Annotated in this window: 19 protein-coding genes; 10 read left to right on the top strand and 9 right to left on the bottom strand. The window is 71.3% G+C overall.

Annotated features, from left to right (window positions below; all coding sequences use genetic code 11):
• Positions 1-14: 14 nt before the first annotated feature.
• Together LPA41_RS32360 and LPA41_RS32355 are read right to left on the bottom strand one after the other, a co-directional pair.
• A complete protein-coding gene (locus LPA41_RS32360; protein WP_229074909.1) occupies positions 15-362 on the bottom strand; it encodes a YciI family protein in 348 nt (115 codons plus the stop codon).
• A 52-nt stretch (positions 363-414) separates the two neighbouring features.
• Positions 415-1,281, bottom strand: a complete 867-nt coding sequence (locus LPA41_RS32355) for a GyrI-like domain-containing protein (protein WP_229074908.1) — start codon at positions 1,279-1,281, stop codon at positions 415-417.
• A gap of 131 nt (positions 1,282-1,412) precedes the next feature.
• Here LPA41_RS32355 and LPA41_RS32350 point away from each other — a divergent pair, with 131 nt between their 5' ends.
• Positions 1,413-3,113 (top strand): bifunctional diguanylate cyclase/phosphodiesterase, encoded by a 1,701-nt coding sequence (locus tag LPA41_RS32350; protein WP_229074924.1) that lies wholly within the window; start codon positions 1,413-1,415, stop codon positions 3,111-3,113.
• A 299-nt stretch (positions 3,114-3,412) separates the two neighbouring features.
• The gene (locus tag LPA41_RS32345; RefSeq protein ID WP_229074907.1) at positions 3,413-3,652 is read left to right on the top strand and encodes a hypothetical protein; all 240 of its coding nucleotides are present in this window, start codon (positions 3,413-3,415) and stop codon (positions 3,650-3,652) included.
• Between the two features lie 33 nt (positions 3,653-3,685).
• Here LPA41_RS32345 and LPA41_RS32340 read toward each other — a convergent pair whose 3' ends face one another.
• The gene (locus LPA41_RS32340; RefSeq protein WP_229074906.1) at positions 3,686-4,759 is read right to left on the bottom strand and encodes a DUF3616 domain-containing protein; all 1,074 of its coding nucleotides are present in this window, start codon (positions 4,757-4,759) and stop codon (positions 3,686-3,688) included.
• A gap of 81 nt (positions 4,760-4,840) precedes the next feature.
• Between LPA41_RS32340 and LPA41_RS32335 the strand changes: the two genes are divergently transcribed.
• The 5 genes from LPA41_RS32335 to LPA41_RS32315 all read left to right on the top strand — a co-directional run bounded on the left by LPA41_RS32335 (position 4,841) and on the right by LPA41_RS32315 (position 10,520).
• Positions 4,841-5,620, top strand: coding sequence for a GNAT family N-acetyltransferase (locus LPA41_RS32335; protein WP_229074905.1), 780 nt, complete (start codon positions 4,841-4,843; stop codon positions 5,618-5,620).
• A gap of 43 nt (positions 5,621-5,663) precedes the next feature.
• Complete coding sequence (locus LPA41_RS32330; protein ID WP_229074904.1) at positions 5,664-6,515, top strand: endonuclease/exonuclease/phosphatase family protein; 852 nt, start codon at positions 5,664-5,666, stop codon at positions 6,513-6,515.
• A 29-nt stretch (positions 6,516-6,544) separates the two neighbouring features.
• Positions 6,545-7,726, top strand: coding sequence for a zinc-dependent alcohol dehydrogenase (locus LPA41_RS32325; RefSeq protein ID WP_229074903.1), 1,182 nt, complete (start codon positions 6,545-6,547; stop codon positions 7,724-7,726).
• A gap of 746 nt (positions 7,727-8,472) precedes the next feature.
• Positions 8,473-9,312, top strand: coding sequence for a DUF998 domain-containing protein (locus LPA41_RS32320; RefSeq protein ID WP_229074902.1), 840 nt, complete (start codon positions 8,473-8,475; stop codon positions 9,310-9,312).
• A complete protein-coding gene (locus LPA41_RS32315; protein WP_229074901.1) occupies positions 9,219-10,520 on the top strand; it encodes a hypothetical protein in 1,302 nt (433 codons plus the stop codon). The genes LPA41_RS32320 and LPA41_RS32315 overlap by 94 nt, the downstream gene beginning before the upstream one ends.
• Before the next feature lie 97 nt (positions 10,521-10,617).
• Here the strand turns inward: LPA41_RS32315 and LPA41_RS32310 are convergent, their stop codons facing one another.
• Positions 10,618-11,052, bottom strand: a complete 435-nt coding sequence (locus LPA41_RS32310) for a hypothetical protein (RefSeq protein WP_229074900.1) — start codon at positions 11,050-11,052, stop codon at positions 10,618-10,620.
• Positions 11,053-11,113: 61 nt separating this feature from the next.
• On the opposite strand from LPA41_RS32310, the gene LPA41_RS32305 reads away from it, so the two are divergent.
• Positions 11,114-11,755: a TetR/AcrR family transcriptional regulator gene (locus LPA41_RS32305; RefSeq protein WP_229074899.1), complete on the top strand. Its 642-nt coding sequence runs from the start codon at positions 11,114-11,116 to the stop codon at positions 11,753-11,755.
• Here the strand turns inward: LPA41_RS32305 and LPA41_RS32300 are convergent.
• A complete protein-coding gene (locus tag LPA41_RS32300) occupies positions 11,721-12,356 on the bottom strand; it encodes a hypothetical protein (protein WP_229074898.1) in 636 nt (211 codons plus the stop codon). The two genes, LPA41_RS32305 and LPA41_RS32300, sit on opposite strands and share 35 nt — an antisense overlap.
• A 131-nt stretch (positions 12,357-12,487) precedes the next feature.
• Between LPA41_RS32300 and LPA41_RS32295 the strand changes: the two genes are divergently transcribed.
• Positions 12,488-12,856, top strand: a complete 369-nt coding sequence (locus LPA41_RS32295) for a hypothetical protein (RefSeq protein ID WP_229074897.1) — start codon at positions 12,488-12,490, stop codon at positions 12,854-12,856.
• Between the two features lie 102 nt (positions 12,857-12,958).
• On the opposite strand, the gene LPA41_RS32290 is transcribed toward LPA41_RS32295, so the two are convergent.
• The 3 genes from LPA41_RS32290 to LPA41_RS32280 all read right to left on the bottom strand — a co-directional run bounded on the left by LPA41_RS32290 (position 12,959) and on the right by LPA41_RS32280 (position 15,496).
• Positions 12,959-13,861 carry a hypothetical protein gene (locus LPA41_RS32290; RefSeq protein ID WP_229074896.1) on the bottom strand — a complete coding sequence of 301 codons (903 nt, stop codon included), beginning with the start codon at positions 13,859-13,861 and terminating at the stop codon, positions 12,959-12,961.
• 173 nt (positions 13,862-14,034) lie between these two features.
• Positions 14,035-14,526, bottom strand: a complete 492-nt coding sequence (locus LPA41_RS32285) for a CAP domain-containing protein (RefSeq protein ID WP_229074895.1) — start codon at positions 14,524-14,526, stop codon at positions 14,035-14,037.
• Positions 14,527-14,890: 364 nt separating this feature from the next.
• On the bottom strand, positions 14,891-15,496 hold the full coding sequence (locus LPA41_RS32280) for a TetR/AcrR family transcriptional regulator (protein WP_229074894.1): 606 nt from the start codon (positions 15,494-15,496) through the stop codon (positions 14,891-14,893).
• Between the two features lie 434 nt (positions 15,497-15,930).
• On the opposite strand from LPA41_RS32280, the gene LPA41_RS32275 reads away from it, so the two are divergent.
• Positions 15,931-16,629: a hypothetical protein gene (locus LPA41_RS32275; protein ID WP_229074893.1), complete on the top strand. Its 699-nt coding sequence runs from the start codon at positions 15,931-15,933 to the stop codon at positions 16,627-16,629.
• 131 nt (positions 16,630-16,760) lie between these two features.
• Here the strand turns inward: LPA41_RS32275 and LPA41_RS32270 are convergent, their stop codons facing one another.
• Positions 16,761-17,591, bottom strand: coding sequence for a hypothetical protein (locus LPA41_RS32270; RefSeq protein ID WP_229074892.1), 831 nt, complete (start codon positions 17,589-17,591; stop codon positions 16,761-16,763).
• Positions 17,592-17,816 lie beyond the last annotated feature (225 nt).

Below are 17,816 nucleotides of genomic sequence, written 5' to 3'. Positions count from 1 at the left end.
CCGCCGCCCCGGGCTCAGCCGGCGAAGGCGATCGGGCGGACCTCGACCGGCAACCCGGTGACCCGGGCCAGCCGCCCGGCCCAGACGAGCGCCGCGTCCAGGTCCAGCGCGTTGATCGCGGTGAACCCGCCCAGGTGTTCCTTGCCCTCGGCGAACGGCCCGTCGGTCAGCATCGCCTCCCCGTCACGGTCGCGGACCACCGTGGCGGACGCGGTGGGGTGCAGGCCGGCCGCGAAGACCCAGGCACCGGTGGCCTTCATCTCCTCGTTGAGCGCGGCGAGCTCCGCCATCACCGGTTCCAGGTCCGCCGCCGGCAGCGGGTCACCGACGGGCTGGTAGAGGCTGAGCAGGTACTGACGCATGACGTACTCCTTCGTCGTGTTCCGGGTTGTCCTGCCCCTTGAACGAACGGGATCAGGCCGGTTCGACAGGCATCCACAATTCCGTGGTGGCGGTGCTGAAGTCCGCGGCCCGGTCGAGGACGGCGACGATCGACGGGCCGGGCCGCAGCCGCCACGGATTCGACGGGAACCACTCGGTCGCCGTCGCCGCCCAGGCGTTCTGGAGCGCCTGCGGGTACGGTCCGGAGGCGCGGAACACCGCCCAGTGCCCGGCCGGCACCTCGATGGCGTCGAGGTCGTCCGGCACGGTCGTGCCCGCGCTCACCGCGACCCCGTGCAGGTAGGTGAGCTCGGTGCCCTCCGCGGCGTCCGGCGCCACGTCGTCGGTGACCTGGAGCAGGCCGGCCGGTTCGGTGTCACCGAGCGCCTTGAGCCGGGCGTGCTCGGTCGCCGGCAGCGCCGCGATGTGCTGCTGAATGTGCGGGTTGACGCCCTCGTGGATGAGCGGGACGCGGGCGGCGTGCCCGATCAGGCGGACGGCGGGGTGGTCGACGATGCGGGTGTCCATGGGGGTGTTCCCTTCGACGGTCAGGCGGAACCTGAGCTGTGGTTGTGTGCGAAGGGGGCCACCGTCGCGGCGGACGTCACCCGGGCCGGCGCCGTGGACCGCGCGGAACGCCCGGCCGAACGCCTCGGTCGAGCCGTACCCGTGCCGCACCGCGATCGTGAGCAGGTCGTCCTGCCCGCGCACCACGTCGGCGGCCGCGACCGTCATCCGGCGCCGCCGGACGTACTCGGACAGCGGCATCCCGGCCAGCGACGAGAACATCCGCCGCAGGTGGTACTCGGTGGTGCCCGCGGTCCGGGCCAGGCCGCCGACGTCGAGGTCCCCGGTGGAGTCCTCGACGAGGCTGACGAGCCGGTTGAGTGCCGAGATCATGTGGCCTCCCTTCGCGTTCCAGCCTGGCCGGTCGGGCATCGCCGGCGCCCGACCGTAACGGACCGGTCCGATCACCCGCGCTTGTCCTCAGGCGGGCACCGGCCCCGCCGATGAGGGGCGTCGTGGAACCCATGATCGCCGACGGTGTGCCGACGCTCGCGGGCCTGGCGGTGCCGGTCGCGGCGTGTCGTCCCGGCACCCCGATCAGCGCCGTGGAGTCGCTGCTCCGTGCCGACCCCGCGGCCGCCGGCGTGGTCGTCGTCGACGGCGACACCGTGCACCTGATCGACCGTCCCACGCTCGACGCCGCGCTGACCGGGCGCCTCGGGTTCGGCCGGGCCCTGCTGCACGGCCGGCCGCTCAGTGCCGTCCTGGGCGCGCCCGCCCTGGTCCTGCCGGCCACCACGACCTGGGACGACGCTGCCCGTGCCGCGCTGGCCCGGCCGGTCGGGAGCAAGGCGATCCCGCTGGTGGTGCGACTCGGCGCGCAGGACTGGGGGATGGCCCCGATCGGCCCGCTGGTCGACTACCTCAGCGGCCTGCACGCCCGTCTCGCGGTCACCGACGACCTCACCGGCCTCGGCAACCGCCGCCTGCTCACCGAGCTGCTGGCGCAGGGCCGGCCGGAGACGCAGGCGCTGCTCTTCGTCGACCTGAACCGGTTCAAGGACATCAACGACACGCTCGGGCACGCCAGCGGTGACATCCTGCTCCAGAAGGTCGCCGGCGCCTTGCGGGCGGCGGCCGCGCCGGGCACCGGTCTGCGGCTCGGCGGCGACGAGTTCGTGGTGCACATCGCCGACGTCACCGGCCTGCCCGGCACCGGGACGGTCGAGCACCGGCTGCGCGACGCCGGGCACCGGCTGCTGCACGCCATCGCCGGCCCGTTCCCGGTCGGCGGGGTGCCGATCACGGTCGAGGCCGCCCTGGGTATCGCCCACGGCGGCATGCCGGGACTGACCGATCTGTCCGCGGCCGCGGACGCCGCCATGTACGCCGCGAAACGCGATCGCACCCGGGTGGAGCTCTGGAGCCGGGCGCTGACCTCCACACACACCGCCGACCTGGCTGCCCGCAGCGAGTTGCGCACCGCGGTCGGCGCAGGCCAGCTGACCCTGCACTACCAGCCGCTGGTCTGTGCCCGTACCCACCGCATCGTCTCGGTCGAGGCGCTGGTCCGCTGGGCGCATCCGACGCGCGGGCTGCTCGCGCCCGGGCTCTTCCTGCCGCAGGCGGAACAGTCCGAGATCATCCACGCGCTCACCGAGCGGGTGCTGCACGACGCCGTCGAACAGGCCGCCCGCTGGCACCACGCCGGCCGGGACCTGCCGGTGGCGGTGAACCTGGCCGCGCCGGTACTCACCGACGACCGCATCGCCCTGCTCATCGAAGGCCTGCTGGCCCAGCACCGGCTGCCCGCGGGCGCCCTGATCGTGGAGATCACCGAGAGCGCGGTGATGACCCGCCCCGAGCAGAGCGCCGAACTGCTGCGGGCGATCCGGGCCATGGGCGTCCGCATCGCGATGGACGACTTCGGGACCGGGTACACCTCTCTGGCCCTGCTGAGCCGGCTGCCGCTGGACGAACTCAAACTGGACCGCGCGTTCGTGATGCGCATCCACCATCAGCAGGAACGGGTAATCGTCGAGGCGGTCAGCCGGATGGCCAACGGCCTCGGTCTCACCCTGGTCGCCGAGGGCGTGGAGGACGAGCCGACCGCCCGCATCCTCACCGACCTCGGCGCCGACCTGCTCCAGGGCTATCACTTCGCCCGCCCGGCCCCCGCCGCCGACCTGCCCGCGTCGCTCTCCCCGCTGCTGTCCCCGGCCTGACCCACTGTCATGCGAGCGAGGTTGCGCCGTGGCCGCCATCATCGCCACGTGGTCTGTGGAGAGTCGGAGGATGTGGACAACGCTTCCGTGGAGTCTGGCGGGGGTTAGAGGCCCTACTACCAACCACGAACCCCTTCGTCCCTCCCCACCGCGCTCCAAGATCGCAGCGCGGGCTGGGAGGCAGGAGCGCACGGCAGAGCGGCTCACGCGGGGAAGCGGCCCACCCCGAAGGGCACCCCGTCTGTCGCGCGGCGGGGAAACGCCTGCGGCCGCCGCGACCCGGCCTGCTGCAGGTCTGGGTGCGTGACGTGGCGGGGGTGCTGGACCGCGCCGCCGCGCACGGCGCCACCACGGTCACCGAGGCGACCCCGTTCTACGGCGAGACCACGCTCGGCCGGTTCCTGGACCGCTGGCAGAACGTGTGGTGGCTGTGGGCGCCGGCGCCCGGCCAGCCCGACCCGGTTCCGTCCTGGGAGGGCGGCGGCCCGGACGTCGTCTTCGACACCCTGGACGAGACGTTGCGCTCCCTGCCGCGCTGAGCCCCCGGCCGCCAGAATCCCGGGTGCAGGACCTCAGCCCGGCAGCCGCACGATGTCGGCGACGATCGCGCCGTCGTCGGTCATCCGGGCGGCCGCCGGGCTGTCGAAGACCACCAGCAGCCGGCCGTCCGAGGCGGGCCCGATCAGGCCGATCCCTTCGGCGTGGTCGTCGCCCTCGCCGTAGGTCAGCTCCAGCTCCCGGGTCAGCACCGGCCCGCGCACGATCTCCGGCTGGTTCGACCGGCCGGCGCCGTGCCAGCGGTGGATGCGCACCGGGCCGTCCAGCGACATGGTCGGCCCGGCCAGCACCAGCAGGTCGTCGCCGCACGGGCAGAGGTCGCGGACACCGAGACCGTCGAGGTCGAGGACGTGTTTGCGGTACGGGAAGCCGTCCTCGAACTCGCGCAGCCGCAGCCGGGTGGGGTCGGCCGGGTCGACGTACGGCCGCAGCTCCAGCACGAACGCCCAACCGCGCAGCACCGGGCCGCGCAGCCCCAGGTAGACGCGTTCGCCGTGGACCGCGATGCCCTCGATGTCGAGGCCGTTGTCCTTGCTCGGGATCGCCACGAACGGTCCCAGATGTTCGTCGTCGCGCAGCAGCGCCCGCAGGTTGTCGCGCCGGCCCAGACTCGCCGCGTGGTGCTGTTCGCCGTCGACGGTGGCCTCGCGGACCAGGGTGGGCAGCCCGTCGACGTCGACCACCGGGATGCGGGCCAGGATCTGCCGGTTCTCCTGGCCGGTGATCCGGGCCAGTCGTTTGAGGGCTTTGACGCCGGTGTGCCGTTCCTTGATCTGCCGGCGGCGCAGGCTGTGCGAGCCGACCGCCCAGAGGAAGTTGCCGGTGCGGGCGAGGCCTTCGATGTCGGCTTCCTCGTCCGGGTCCTCACCGGGCATCCGGATCAGGTCGGCGAGGCGGAAGCTGTGTTCGCCGCCGTACTCCGCCGGGTTCTTCTCGTCGTCGGCGACGAGGCGCTCGACGGTGGCGGTCTCGTCGCCGGCCAGCCAGAGGACCTTGCCGTCGGTGCGGACCGCGGAGAGGTTGGTGTGGGTGGCGGCGGCCTGCGAGGCCTGCCCGAACCACAGGAGTACGGTCTTCTCGAGCGTCACAAGGTCATCGTGTCAGCCCGGGGCTCGCCGCGGATCGGTAAACCGGTTGCCTCGCCGGCGCCGCGGTGCTGAGGTCTGCGGGTGGATCATCAGAGCACGCTTGCCCTGTTCGACCGGCAGATGCGGCAGGCCGCCCCGCCGGAGACATCGTCGACCACGATCGAGGCCGACGATCGGGTTGTCCGGCATCTCGGCGGTGACCAGGGGTGGAACGCCGTTCTCTGGTCCGGCTTGGACGAGGAGTCCGCCGACGAGGCGATCGCCGCCCAGATCGAGTTCTTCGGGTCACGGGAGTTCGAGTGGAAGCTGTACGGCCATGACCGGCCCGCCGACCTCGGCGACCGGCTGCGTACCGCCGGCTTCGTCCCCGAGGAGCAGGAAACCCTGATGATCGCCGCCATCGGCGACCTTGATCTTGAGGTGACCCTGCCCGACGGCGTACGCCTGGAGCCGGTCACCGATGCCGCCGGGGTGGAACTGCTCCTGCGGGCCCACGAGGACGCCTTCGGCGAGAGCGCGGACTGGTTGCGGCCGAGGGTGCTGGCGCAGCTCGCCGAGTCACCGGAGAACGTGCGCCTGGTCGTCGCCCTGGCCGGTGACCGGCCGATCTCCGGCGCGCGGATGGACCTGAACCCGGGTACCGCGTTCGCCAGCCTCTGGGGTGGTGGCACGGCTCCGGGCTGGCGTGGCCGGGGCGTCTACCGGGCGCTCGTCGCGCACCGGGCGCGGATCGCGGCCGAGCTCGGCTACGAGTACTTGCAGGTGGACGCGTCCGACCAGAGCCGCCCGATCCTGCAGCGACTGGGTTTCGCGGCGCTTACCACCACCACGCCCTACCAGTGGCGCCCCCTCGGCAGGTGACGTCTCCGGCATCCTGGCCGGGGCGGCGGAGAGCGGAGAAACCGTGCGGATCGTGAGTGTGAACGCGTGGGGCGGGGCGATGTGTGACGACCTGCTCGCCTGGCTGCCGGGCAGCGGCGCGGACGTGGTCTGCCTCCAGGAGGTGACGCGGACCCCGGGTCTGACCGGCTGGACCCGGTTCGACGACGGCGAACGGTCCCTGCCGCAACGCGCCGACCTGTTCGACGACGTCCGCGGTGTCCTGCCCCGGCACCAGGCGATCTACGTGGCGAGCGACGCCGGACCGGTCCACGACGCGGGCGGCGCCCGCCATCGGCAGGACTTCGGGCTGGCCACCCTGGTCGGCGAGCGGCTCCCGGTGGTCGGCCTGGACACGGCGTTCGTGCACGGGCAGTTCACCGACCACGCCGAGTGGACGATCAGCGACCGCCCCCGGATCGCCCTCGCGGTCCGCACCGCCGCGCCCGGCACCGGCGCGGCTTTCAGCGGCCGGGCGGTGTGGACGGTGCAGGTGCACGGCCTGCGCGACCCCGCCGGCAAGGGCGACACCCCGGCCCGGCTGGCGCAGGCGGAACGGCTGGCCGCCCTGGTCCGGCGGATCCGCGGCCCGCAGGACCTGGTGGTGCTCTGCGGCGACCTCAACCTGCTGCCAGGCAGCGAGACGTTCCGGATCCTCGCCGGCGCCGGCCTCACCGACCTGGTGGGCGACGCCGACACCCGCACGTCGCGGTACCGCAAACCGGTGCGGCACGCGAGCTACCTGCTGGTCTCCGACGTCGCGGCGGTGAAACACTTCGAGGTGCTGGCCACACCGGAGGTCTCCGACCATCGGATCCTGCTGCTGGACCTGCATCCGGAAGATCCCGGAAAGGTTCACGACGGTATACCTGATTGATCGACCTTTTCAGGGGCAAGCATTAACGTATGCGAGCTTTGACATGGCAGGGAACGGCCAAGGTGTCGGTGGAGACCGTGCCGGACCCGAAGATTCTGGAGCCCACCGACGCGATCGTGCGGATCACCTCCACGGCGATCTGCGGATCGGACCTGCACCTCTATGACGTGCTCGGCATGTACATCGACAAGGGCGACATCCTCGGCCACGAGCCGATGGGCATCGTCGAGGAGGTCGGCCCCGAGGTCACGCACATCAAACCCGGCGACCGCGTGGTGATCCCGTTCAACATCTCCTGCGGGTACTGCTGGATGTGCAAGCGCGGCTTCTTCGCCCAGTGCGAGACCACTCAGAACGTCGACCAGGGCAAGGGCGCATCCCTCTTCGGATACACCAAGCTGTACGGCCAGGTGCCCGGTGGCCAGGCCGAGTACCTCCGCGTCCCGCAGGCCCACTTCGGCCCGATCAAGGTGCCGGACCACCACCCCGACGAGCGCTACCTCTTCCTCTCCGACGTGCTCACCACGTCGTGGCAGGCCGCCAAGTACGCCGACGTGCAGCCCGGCGACACCGTCTTCGTGACCGGTCTCGGCCCGATCGGCCAGATGACCGCCCGGATCGCCCGGCACCTCGGTGCCGCCCGGGTCATCGCCTCCGACAGCGTGCCGGAACGCCTGGAGATGGCCCGCCGCCACGGCATCGAAACGCTCGACGACAGCGACGTGGACGTGCCCGCCGCGGTCTTCGACCTGACCAACGGCCGCGGCGCCGACAGCGTCGTCGAAACCGTCGGCATGGAGGCCCACGGCTCCCCGCTGCAGTCCACGGCCATCAAGGCCACCGGCAAACTGCCGGACGCACTCGCCCGCAAAGCCGTCGAAACGGTGGGCATCGACCGCCTCGCCGCCCTGAACACCGCCTTCGCCGCCGTCCGCCGCGCCGGCACGGTCTCCATCATCGGCGTCTACGGCGGCCAGGCCGACCCCCTGCCGATGATGGACCTCTTCGACAAGGGCGTCACCCTGCGGATGGGCCAGGCCCACGTGAAGCGCTGGGTCGACGACATCATGCCCCTGCTGACCGGCGACGACGACCCGCTGGGCGTGGACGACCTGGTCACCCACCGGCTGCCCCTCGAGGAGGCGCCGCACGCGTACGAGATCTTCAAGAAGAAGCAGGACGGCTGCATCAAGGTGGTCCTGAAGCCCTGACCCCCTCTTCGGAAAGCCGCCGCCGCCTCATCCGGCGGCGGCTTCCGCGTCCCAAGGCCGGCTCCGACCTTGCCGGCAGTTTTCCGCGTCCAAGGCCGGCCTTCCGTGTTGCCGGCGCGGCCTCGATGCCTCGCATCCGTGCCTGCTGCGGGACTTCCCCGTGCCTGCTGCGGGACTTCCGTGTCTTCGGCTGGACTTTAGTGCGTCCGGCAGCAGCCGCCGTGTGTCCGGTGGGGGTTCGGAGTTGCCGGCGCTGGGCTGGGCGCTGCCCGGACCCGCGTGCGTTCTCAGCCGTCACGTTGCGCAGGCAGTCTCGCTGCTGTGTGGTTGTCTGTGGACGCTCCAGGCCCGACAGACAACCACACACCTACCGCGCGCCCGCTCCCAAGGCCAATCACGTCACCCTCAGTAGCGACAGCGGTTCTAGCGTCAACATGCTGGGCAGGTCCGTCGACGATGCCCGGCTTGAACTTCCGTCCTAGAATCCTAGGATGCATTAGGCGGTGTGTCACGGGGATCGCCGTCGTAAACGCCGACAACCGAGCAGAACTAGGCAACTGATTGTCAGGGTTGCGACGGAATCGACCCCCGAGAGCTGAACCTCGACGAGCTGAACCTCGACGGAGGTGGCTCCACTGCGACGGAGCGATCGCAGCGGCCGTGTTCGTGGATCGACGACGATGGTGTGGTGTGGGCCGGCGACGGTGGTGGTCGCGATCGTGCGGCAGCGACAGGGGAGTGGGCGTGTGAAGGTGCTGGTCTTCGCCGGGCTCGGTGTGGTGTGTGTGGTGGCGTCCCTGATGCTTTACGGCGTGTTGCACCTCGTGCCGCCGTCGGCCGAGCTGGATTGGGCGCGCCGGACGATCAGTCAGTACGCGCTGATGCCGAACGGCTGGCTGTTCGACACGGCGACGTTGCTGCTCGCGGGTGGTTCGGCGGCGATCGTGGTGGCGCTGCTGCGGGCGGGCCTCCTCACGCGTGGTGCCCTGGCGGGGCTCGTGCTCTGGGTTGTCGGGCTGGTAGGCGTCGTCTGGTTCGAGAAACACAACTGGTCTGTCGGGCCGTCGGTGGGCGGCGACATCCACCGGGTCGCCAGCGTCGTGGCGTTCCTGAGTCTGCCGCTCGGCACCCTGCTGGCTGCCGCCCCGCGGATGCGCGAGCCCGGCGCCCGCCTCGTAGCGGCCGCGGCCGCGGTTGCCCTGCTCTGTTTCACTCCCATCTTGTGGGCGGTAACGTCCGAGCCGTGGACCGGTGTCCGCTGGTGGCGTGCGATCCCGCTCGGCGGCGTGGAACGTCTGCTCGGTCTCGCCGAAGTCATCACCGTCCTGCTCCTGGCCTGGTGGGCCGCCCGCACCGCCCGCCGCACCGGTGCCGGACACCGCGTCCGCCGCTGGGCGGTGATCGACCGGGACAGCGCCGGCGACGACGTCCCGCCCGCAGGCGGCGATCGGCCGGCACGGTGGGTTGCCCGGGACGGGCAGACTGGTCGGTCATGGAGGATCCGGGGCGGTCCCCGGCTGCCGGCCAGCTGGTTCTGGTGTGGGCGGCCGGGTCGACGGCGGTCGCGCTCACGTTCTACGCCCTGATCGGTGCGGTCCTCAGTGGTGGCGCGGCGGCACCGGTCCTGGTGGCCGTACCCGCGGGTGGACTTGTCGCGTTCCGCGCGATCGCGGGTGCGACGGCGACCGCCATGCCGCTCGGGGCCACGCGGGGCGGGCGGTGGGGCTGGGCTGTCCTGGTGGCCGGCGGCGGCGCCGCGCTGTTGGCGGCGGGCTGGGCGGTGCTCGCCGCGGTCGTGCGGCCCGGGCTCGGCTTCGTGGTGCTGGCCGGGGCGCCGTACGCACTGGTCGCCGCTCTGTTGCTGAACGCCTCCCGGCTTCGCCTGGTCGCCTGGTCGCTGCTGCCGGCCATCGTTCTCGCCGGGTCGGTCGCCCTGCGGCTGACCGGGCCCGACGAGGTGGAACTGCGCCTGGCGGCGGCCGGCCTGCAACGGGAGTCGCTGTATGTGGTGTCGGTGCCGGGTTACCGGCCGGCGGACGGTGATCACGGCCGTGGGCTGGGCTCGCGTGCCTTCATGCCCGAGGATCCCGCGGCCGTCCCGCCGTACCGGACGGCGAACGTCGCCGCTTACGACCGGGAGGTCTGCCGGGACGTCAACTCCGGCACCCGGCTGGACTTCCTGCCGTGCGAGACCGAGGCGGACGGGCTCGTCTACCGGGCGGGTGCCGACATCCACGGGTACGAGGTGCGCCGCGACGGCCGCACCGTGGTGGCCTCCGGCCCGCGCTCGGTCGGCCGTGAGCAACTGCGCGAGGGCGCCAGGACGGTTCGCCCGGCGGCCGCCGCCGACCTGAGGGCGATCGGCCGTGCGGGGGAGAAGGGCCTGTACGTCGCCGACATCCCGGGTTTCCGGTTGGCGCCGCTGCTGGCGGACGGCGTCCAGTTCGACCCCGTGGGTGGCAGCGGCGGCCCGGCAGCGGTCGGGATCATGCTGGCGACCGGGCAGTCTGCCGCTCAGTTCTGTCAGGGACTGCGGTGCGAGACGGCGGGGGATCTCACCTACCGTCACGGGACCGGCTCGGGGGCGGTCGAGGAGTACGCCGGGTACCTGCTGGCGCGCGGCTCCACCACGGTGCAGGTCACCGGTGGCGCCGCGGTGGACCGGGCGGTGCTGCGGGACGCGGTGCTGGCGGCGCGCCCGCCGACGGACAAGGAGATCCTGCACGCGTTGCCACCAGCGCACGGGCGGGACCCGGTGGCGTGGTGGCGGAGCTGGCTCAAAGAGCACTTCTGACACCGGCTTCTCCTCTCCGCGGCGGCTGCGAAGAGGAGAACAGAGGGGTACGACACAAACCGCGCGGGAGCGGGCCTCGGGCGTACCCCGGTGGCTGTCAGTTGCGGCTAGCGAGACGCTGCTGTCGCAGGTCGCGCACTGTCCGGATGGCGCCGGTGGAGCCGAGGGCCCACGCGACCAGGACCGGCTGGAAGAAGAGCCGGGCGAATCGTTCGGTGTCGGTGTCGAGGCCGAACCCGTCCTTCTGCTCTGCCCACTGCGCGATGTTGCCCGGGAAGACGGCCACGAAGAAGGTCGCGGCGGCAGCGCCGACGAGGCCACGGTACGGCTGTTTCCATACCGCCAGGAGCGCCGCGCCGAGTCCGATCTCGACCACACCGGAGGCGAGGACGACTAAGTCCGCGTCGAGGGGGAACCAGGACGGCACCTGAGCCTGGAACTCCTCGCGCGCGACGGTGAGGTGGGAGGTGCCGGCGAAGGCAAGGCCCGCGCCGAGAGCCGCTTGGCCGATCGCTCCGAGGATGCGCTTCATATGGCGGACGCTATCAGTTCTGATGAGATCCTCAACTTATCGTCTGCCCTAGGATCGGGGCATGACCGAGAACCGCCTCGACCGGCGTCGCGCCCGCACCCGCGCCGCGCTCCTCGGGGCGGCCCGTGAGCTGCTCGTCCGCCGCGCGCCCGCCGAGGTGTCGATCCAGGAGATCACCGACGTGGCAGACGTGGGGTTCGGGAGTTTCTACAACCACTTCGCGTCGAAGCAGGCTCTTTTCGATCAGGCGATCGCCGAGCTTGCCGCCGAGCACGGGCAGGTGCTCAGGACGGCGACGGAGGGCCTGAGCGATCCGGCCGAGGTGTTGTCGGTGGCGGTACGGGTGACCGCCCGGCTGCCGGTCGACCGGCCCACCTTCGCCAGGGTGATCGATCGGGCCGGGCTCGGTTATCTGGACGCGTTCTCGCCGGCGGCGCTCGGGTTCCTGCGGCAGGCCCATGCGGTGGGGCGGTTGTGCTTCGACGACGTACACGTGGCGTGGGCCTGTGCCGGTGGCGCGGCTCTCGGCGTCCTTCGCCATAACCTGGCGTTGGCCGGTTCTGGTCAGTTCCAGGAACTGGAGCTGTCCGGGATGGATCAGGCGGGGACGCAGGCGGCGCTGGGGTTGCTGCGGATGTTCGGTCTCGCCGAAGGCGATGCCCGGCGTATCACCGGGCGTTCGCTTCCTGTCCCATTCGGCTGATGGTGCCATCCGGCAGGCGGACCGTGGACGGCTGCGGCGCCGGCTCGGCCGGGCAGTGTTCGCGCGCGAGCCGGCCGAACGGTTCGGCGGGTGGTGGGTTGCCGGGGCCGCAGAAGAGCGCGCCGTCGGCGGTCCCCGTCCACGAGATGAAGGTTCCGGTCACCGGTGTGGCGCAGTCCGCGGTGAACCGGGCGCTCACCGCGTCCACGCCCGCGTAGAGCATCAGCTCACCGGTGCCCGCTGCGATACCGGGTTCGGTGCTGCCCGTGGGCGCCGTTCCGGTCCGCACCGGGTCACCGATCCGTTCGCCGAGCGATGCGGCGAGGACCTCGGTCCACTCCGGGGGCGCCGCCACATCGGTGATCGTGGTGGTGAACGCCTCGTCGAGCACGGCGGTGCCGGTGGTGTCGCCGGTGCGGAACAGCGTGACGCGCGTCAGGCGCGGCTGTGTCACCGGCTCCGACCAGCGCACCCGCACCTCCGACAGCGCGCAGTCCACCGAGCGTGCGGCACTCGAGTCGTCGTCGGCGGATCCGGTGCAGCCGGCGGGCAGCGTCGCGGCAAGGAGAAGTACCGCGCCGGCGACCCTGTAGTTGATCATCGCGCGATCATCGCGCACCGCTGATGCGCTGTCACATCGGTGTTAGGTCGCTCCGTCTACGTTGGTCCCGTCAGCTTGTTCCGGCCGGCATTCAGCGGGGGGGCCACCATGACCGAAGACGGCGGATCGCCGTGATCACCGCTGTCTGCGCGGTGATGGGACTTGCCGCGCTGCTCTGGGTGATCCGGGCGCGGGCTGATCATCTGCCCCGGCCCCGCGATTTGTGGTACGTGCTGCCACTGCTGCTGTTCTGGAGCGGCGACGCGCTGGTCGGGGAGGGACGTTCGGCGGAGGAGCGGACCTACAAGGGCATCCTGGCCGGCCTGCTCTGGCTGACCCTGATCGTGCTCCTGGTGCGCCGCCGACGCTGGCTGGCCGTGCTCCTCGCCCGTCACCGACGCTACCGCGCTGTGCGCCGGGTGCAGCGCCGACGCACGGAGGCGACGTCGGGCGGTCGGGTGGACGGCTCGGCGGGTGGCACCGGCCAGTTCCCGAGGTGACAGGACTCGAACCGACAGGAGCCGAAGTGGCAGGAGCCGAGGTGGCAGGAGCCGAGGTGGCAGGGGCGGGCGACTTGCGGGTGCGTACGCGGCCGAGCCGCGCTACGTCCGCTCCGCCGCCGAGACCGGTACCGAGTCGGACCGGCGCCGCGCCGGGCCGGGCGGCATCACCAGGAAGGCGAGAGTCAGCGCGGCGGACGCACCGAGGCCGCCCCGCAACCCCGAGTCGGGCGTCAACTCGTCGAAGTCGGCCGAGGAGGGCTCGTAAGCCAGCAGCCACTCGTGGCCCAGGATCAGGAAGACCAGGGCCGCCGCGGCGGCGGCCAGGCCGATCAGCCGGAACCGCAGGACGTACGCCGGCAGCCAGGCGGCCGCCCCGGCCATGGCCAGCGCGGCGAGCACGGCGACGAAGAACACCGACCGCCACGTGTCGACGTCGAGGGTGGTGGGCCCCTCCGGGTCCAAAGCGCCGAAGTCGATGCCGTACCACGGCATGGACAGCGCCGGGACCACGGCGACCAGGGCGACGCCGGCCAGGATTCGGTAGCCGCCGACCCGCCACGGCAGGGTACCGGCCCGGACCGGGACGCGGGCAGCACCCGCGACGGCGACGCCGAGCAGCACCGAGGCCAGACCCGCCGCGTAGAGCAGGTACCCGCGGGCCACCCCGGAGGCACCCACCACGACCGGCTCGTCCGGCGGCCCGCCCTGCACGGTGCCCAACTGCAGCAGCACCTCGAGTACCCGGAACAGATATCCGGCCGCGAGCACCGTCGCGACCAGCACGAACGTGAGCCGCGGTGCGGACGGCAGCCGGCGTCCCCCGGCGAGGCAGAACGCGGCACCGGCGCCCACGACGACCAGCATCAGCACCGCGCCCCGGCTCTGCGCCGGCGGCAGCTCGGCGAGATGTCGGGACTCACTCGACCAGGGCAGCAGCAGGGAGACCAGCGCCAGAACGGCACCGGTGACGCCGAGCGCCGACCCTGCCCGCCATGCCGCCACCACGCCACCATACCGATACCGATGTATGCGACAACCCGCCGACGTGAAGCCGGTCTCCCGGGGTAGGGGCCTAGATCAACTGCTCGGCGTTGTTCTGCGTCTGGAAACTACTCAAGACCGGTACGGCGATGCCCCAGCCGCAGGGGGATCGGCTGGGGCATCGCTGGTCTGTGTCAGTAACCGAAGTCCTGGGTGTAGTACGGGGCGCCGTTGGCGCTGAAGACGACGCCGACGCCGACGGTCTTGGACTTGCAGTTGAGGATGTTGGTGCGGTGGCCGGGGCTGTTCATCCAGCCGTTGACGACCTGCGTGGCGCTGCGGTAGCCCCAGGCGATGTTCTCTGCGGACGGCTTGGTGTAGCCGGCGGCCTTGGACCGGGCCACGAAGTTGGAGTTGGCGCGGCCGGTGTGGGAGAACTTCCCGGTCTGGGCCATCCACGCGGAGTGGCCGCGGGCGGCGGCGGTCAGGGCGGCGTTGACCTTCAGTGCCGAGCAGCCGCGCTGGGTGCGTTCGGCGTTGATGAGCTGGTTGATCTGGTTCTGCAGGGCGGTCTCGCTGGCCTTCGCGGGGGCGGCCTGGGCGGGGGTCGTGGTCAGCAGGGCGGCGCCGATGGCGGCCGGGGTGAGGACGACGGCCAGGGCGAAGCGGCGAAGAACGTTGCGCAAGAGCGGTCCCTTTCGTAGGTGTTTCGCGGTTGCACTGTTCTCTTCGGCGCCGCACCGGGCGGTTGGATCACCGGCACGGTGCGCCTGCGTCGCCGTACGGTTGCCGGATTTCAGTGGGGAGGCGATCTTGGGGCGGACGGCCACCGCTATGGGCGGAGATCAGGACCCCCATGACGGCCTCGACCAGATAAGGCCGGGACCCAGCGTTCAGTGGATGACTTCGTGTCAGCCCGGTACGACCCGGGCCGCGACGATCACGAGTTGGTTCGAGGGTGAGAGGAGGCCGGTCAGGGGGACGGCCACCCCGTGCGGGACGGCGGCTGACCTCTGGATCAGTGCGCCCGCGACGCCCGGCGCTGTCGTGTCATCGCGGCGGGAACAGGCGGCGCAGGTAGTACTCCATGACGGCGACCGCGTCCCCGGTGTCGCGGACGCCGACCAGCATCGTCGACGAAAGGCCGGCGGCGAGAGCGGCCAGGCCGCGTGCTTCCAGGTCGGGGTCGATGCCGGGCGGTACGGCGCCGGACTCCTGGCCGGTCCGCAACTGCTTGGCGATCACGGACTCGAGCTGGTGCTGCGGGTTCTTGGCGTCCGCTCTGGCGAGGGCGGGATCGGTCAGCGCCGCCGCGTAGTAGGCGGCGTGCACCCGGGACAGCAACAGGCTGTCCGCATCCGTGGGAAGGAGTTCGAGGACGCAGATGCGTACCACGTCCTCGGGTGTCGGCGGGTGACCGAGCGCGGCGAAGCGCTGCCGGATGCGCTCGCCGGCGGCCTGCGCGCCCAGTTCGAGGGCATGGACGAGCAGTTGCTCCTTGGTCTGGAAGTAGTACTGCACCAGGCGCATCGACACGCCCGCCTCGGCTGCCACCTCCCGCAGCGTCGCGGCGGGCAGTCCCCGGGTGGCGGCGATCCGCCACACGGCCTCGGCGATGTGGCGTCGTCGTTCGTCGTGGTCGACCCGCTTCGGCACACCCAGACTTTCGCACAGCCACCCGCCGGGCGAACACGCACGGCGTCGCTGGAGCGAGGCGGCCTGCGTCGTTGGAGCGAGGCGGGCGGCGCGGTGCCCGGTCGGTGCGTTTCCGTTCGCAGGCCTGCACGAAAGAGTGAAGATGTCCGGAACTGATCCCGGGGCCGCCGGACCCGGTTCATCCGCGTCGGCGGTCGCGTCCAGCGAACACCGCGCGCGCTCTGGGCCTTCCGATGTCGTAGCAGCTCAGCCCGGCGAAGTCGGCCGGGACGACGCGGTGGCCGGGCATCCGACCCGAGGCTCTGCCGGCGGGCACCACGCTGCCAACCGGACTTAAACGACGAAACCAGGCGCAAACTTAATGATCACTCGTGTGGATCAGGGTCCCGGCGATTCGCGTGGATTGCGCGGAAGATCGTCTTACGTTGGCGGCCATGCGATTCCGTACTCGTTTGATGTTGGCGTCCGGCTTGGCCGCCGGGCTCGCGGTGGGACCGTCGGCAGCGGTGACGGCCGCCCCGCCGGCGATCCCGTCCCAGGAAGAAGCGTGGAGGGCCAGCACGAAGGAGGAAGCGCGGACGGCCGGCACGAAGGATCTGGCCACGATGCTGTTGACCGAGAAGGATCTGCCGGCGCAGTACGCCCGGGTGGAGCAGGACCCGTTCGCGTCGGTGCGGGATGACCTGTTCGGCCGTACGGGGAAAGCCTGCACCCTGCCGATCGACGTACGCCGGTCGGTGCACGCGGTGTTCCGGACCGAGGTGCGGAACACGCTCGACCTCGAATCCCTCGTCGAAGTGATCACCGAGCCGGGCGCGGACGCCGCCCGGGCGCTGGTGGAACGGGCCCGGGCGTTGCCCGGGAAGTGCGCCAAGGTCGAGACGCCGCGACACACGATCTTTGTGAGGCCGGCCGTGATGGACCGGATCGGCGACTCCTCGGCGGCCCTGCGGGTGACCGTCTGGGTGAAGGCGGCGAGTTCGCCGACGAACTACGTCGATGTCGTGGAGGCCGAACTCGCGGTGGCGGCGAAACGGAACCGGGCGGTGACCGTCGTCCTGCTCGGGTTCTACCCGACTCACGCGGCCACACCGGCACGGGTTCTGCGCACGGCGGTGGCCAGATTGCGTTGACGTACGGGCGCGCGCACGGTCCTCTGGACAACAGTGCCGGGGTGCGCGGCCCGTTCGTGTGCGAAAGGCTGCTGCGAAAGGCTGCTGCGAAAAGCTACTGCGAGAGGCTGCTGTGAGAAGCTGCGCTGCTCTTAGCCGTGCCGGTGGTGTTTCTTGACGAAGGTATACCCCGGGGCCAGCGGCTCATCGATCTGTTCCGATTCTATGGCCTGCCGGTGCAGCGACATTTGTTTCGGTGACGGCCGGGCCCCCGGCGGCAGTTTCCGGACGAAACCGTTCACCCAGTGTTCCGACCGTTCCCCGGACGGGTGGGGGACCGGTTCCACCAGCGGCGCATAGAACATCATCTCTGCTTGTTGCTCGCCGTCGACCGCGGGGTAGGAGGGGTTTCCGTCCGCGTCGAGGCTGCCTTCGACGCGTGTCACGTACCCCTCACGGAGCAGTTGTTCGACCGCGTTCTTCAACAGGAAAGTTCCTTTCGTGCCGCGGCCCAGGCCCGACCGCGCGGCCAGGTCCGCCTCCGCGAACACGGCACTGCCGTCCTCGAAGACCCGCCCCTGTGTACGGATCACGCCCAGCACCTGGCCGTGATTGGACCGGCCGGGGTCGAATTCGCGCGTGACGACCCGGGGGTCGTACTCGTGGAAGTAGTCGACGCCGTCCACCCGCATCGGCTCGTCGAGTGCCACGGTGCGCAGGTGCAGCTCCTCCTTCGCGGCCTGCCAGGTGAGGCTGATGAGCACGCCGGGCTGCAGGTCGTCGGGCCAGGCGATGTCGCTGAGCTGCCACCCGATGTCCTGGCTGAGAGTGCTGGTGAAGCCGATGCGCCCGGGGGTGACACCGTCCGCCCGGTGGTCGAACACGACGGTCAGGGAGGAGGGCAGCCGCTTGGCGAGTTGCTCGGGCACCTGGCACACGTCGGCGGCGAGGTCGGCGCGGGTGACGGCAAGACGCGTCTTCACGCAGCTCAAGATACCCGGCAGCCAAACATCCTATCTTCCTAGGATGCCTTACGGGGTGTGCCTCGCGGCTCAGCGGCTCGCTGAAAGCCCGTAAAAAGCAAAAAGGAATCAACGGCAGCCGCCCAACAGAACTTTGGTCGGCCGATTCCGGGAGGCTGCGGCTCGCCGTGCCAGAAGTCCGGGATGCACGGACCCGGACGGTGCGGTGGGGCTGCGCGGTGGGGC

The organism is Actinoplanes sp. DH11 (genome assembly GCF_020873875.1).
Lineage (GTDB): Bacteria > Actinomycetota > Actinomycetes > Mycobacteriales > Micromonosporaceae > Actinoplanes.
The sequence above is the reverse complement of the archived record's forward strand: the minus strand, read 5'-3'. Positions and strand labels throughout refer to the sequence as shown.